This is a genomic window from Streptomyces hirsutus (genome assembly GCF_001418415.1).
Lineage (GTDB): Bacteria > Actinomycetota > Actinomycetes > Streptomycetales > Streptomycetaceae > Streptomyces > Streptomyces hirsutus.
In genome coordinates this window covers 545-1,126 of record NZ_LIQT01000701.1, presented here as the reverse complement: position 1 = coordinate 1,126, position 582 = coordinate 545, and the positions used below count along the sequence as shown (strand labels likewise).

The window sequence follows — 582 nt, the reverse complement described above, 5'->3', positions numbered from 1 at the left end:
GCCATCGGCGTCGTCACCGGCACGGTGTTGTCGTTCGAACTCGGACTGCTGTGGCCCGGCATGATGGGGCGCTGGGGTGACGTCTTCGGACTCGGTTTCGGCATTGAGGCATGGGCCTTCTTCCTCGAAGCCGTCCTGATCGCGATCTACCTCTACGGATGGCGCCGCCTGAAGCCCTGGACCCACTTCTGGCTCGCCGTACCGCTGCCGCTGGCCGCCCTGATGGGGGCGTTCGGCATCATCGCGGCCAACTCCTGGATGAACACACCGCAGGGGTTCAGGCTCGACGCCCAGGGCAATCCCGTCGACGTCGACGTACGCCAGGCGATCTTCACGCCGATGTTCGGCCCGGAGTACTGGCACTTCGTGGTCGCGATGTTCCTGACCGCCGGGTACCTGGTCGCCGGGGTGTACGCCGTCGGCTGGCTCCGTGGACGCCGCGACCGATACCACCGGCTCGGCTTCACGCTGCCGTTCACCGTTGCCGCGATCCTCACCCCGGTCCAGTTCATGATCGGTGACTCCGCCGCTCGCGCCGTCTTCCACAAGCAACCGATCAAGTTCGCCGCCATGGAGATCGTC

Annotated in this window: 1 protein-coding gene; it reads left to right on the top strand. The window is 66.2% G+C overall.

The window, feature by feature from the left end; all coding sequences use genetic code 11:
• A partial coding sequence (locus AOK11_RS45970; protein WP_240497641.1) for a cytochrome ubiquinol oxidase subunit I occupies positions 1–582 on the top strand: 582 nt, incomplete at both ends.